Genomic DNA, 1,294 nt, shown 5'->3' with positions numbered 1-1,294 from the left:
TTATCAAAAAATTGGGTTTAAAACCCCGTCCTTAAGGACGGCTTTAATTTTTTGGTAAATTTTACTGAGCCTGTTAGAATGGAATAGTAAAACAAACGACAAACAATGAAAGCAAGATTCCAATACAGATTCTATCCTACCACTCAACAACGCCAAAGTTTAGCGCAGTTGTTTGGTTGTGTGAGAGTTGTTTGGAATGATGCCTTAACTCAAAGCAAGTCAGGAAAATATCCCGGCTACAACACTCTATCCAAGTCTCTAGCTCTATCTAAAAAGACAGAAGAGAGAGCATGGTTAAAAGATGTGTCATCCGTGCCATTGCAGCAATCCCTCAAACAATTAGATGTTGCTTACAAAAACTATTTTGACTCCCTAAAAGGGAAGAGAAAAGGTAAAAAACTCGGTCAACCAAGGTTCAAAAAAAAGACTAACAGTCAATCTGCAACTTTTGTCAAATCGGGTTTCTCTATCAAAGGTGAGTCCGTGTATCTGGCAAAAATCGGAAATGTTAGTCCTATTTGGTCGAGACAACTGCCGTCAGACCCTAGCTCTGTCACAGCAATCAAAGATTGTGCCAACCGTTATTTCCTGAGCTTTGTTGTAGAGATTAATTCCGATATTGTCGAAGCTAAAAACCACAGCATCGGCATCGATCTGGGTATTAAAACCTTTGCAGTGATGAGCGACGGAACATCAGCTAAAAGTCCAAGCTACAAACAGTTAGACCGAAAAATTCGCAGACTGCAACGCAAGTTGGCAAGGCAGCCCAAAGACTCAAAGCGCCGAAACAAAACTCGCATTCAGATTGCGAAACAGTACAATCAAATTGGGGATACCCGTAAAGACTTTCTGCACAAACTATCGACCAAAGTTGTTAGTGAGAATCAAACTATTATTTTGGAAGATTTGAATGTGTCGGGCATGGTCAAAAATCGGAAACTGGCGAGAGCAATTAGCCAACAGGGATGGTACGAGTTTAGGGCTTTGTGCGAGGCTAAGTCTGAAAAGTTTGGCAGAGAGTTTAGGGTAATTAGTCGCTGGGAACCAACAAGTCAAATCTGTTCAAATTGCGGTTTTAGATGGGGGAAATTGGATTTAAAAATCCGCTCGGTTCAATGCTTGAATTGCGGTATCGAACACGATCGCGATGAGAATGCAGCCAAGAATATAAACAAAGTCGGGATAGGGCATTGCCACGACTCTAAACGGACACAGAGAGAAGGTAAGACCACTTGTGGCACATCTCCGTGAAGTGTCAAGAATCCCCGCGCGTTCACGCCGGGGAGTATGTCAA

General features: G+C 42.2%; 1 protein-coding gene. It reads left to right on the top strand.

The features are described 5' to 3' along the window. Positions 1–105 precede the first annotated feature (105 nt). Positions 106–1,251, top strand: coding sequence for an RNA-guided endonuclease InsQ/TnpB family protein (locus JGK14_RS00135; protein WP_293255093.1), 1,146 nt, complete (start codon positions 106–108; stop codon positions 1,249–1,251). Positions 1,252–1,294 lie beyond the last annotated feature (43 nt).

The sequence above is a fragment of the Microcoleus sp. PH2017_28_MFU_U_A genome, assembly GCF_020738035.1.
In the GTDB taxonomy this organism is placed as follows: Bacteria; Cyanobacteriota; Cyanobacteriia; order Cyanobacteriales; family Microcoleaceae; genus Microcoleus.
The sequence above is the reverse complement of the archived record's forward strand: the minus strand, read 5'-3'. Positions and strand labels throughout refer to the sequence as shown.

What these genes read in the sequence shown, in the direction of transcription:
- JGK14_RS00135 (WP_293255093.1), top strand. Translation starts at nt 106, where the DNA reads ATGAAAGCAAGATTCCAATACAGATTCTATCCTACCACTCAACAACGC.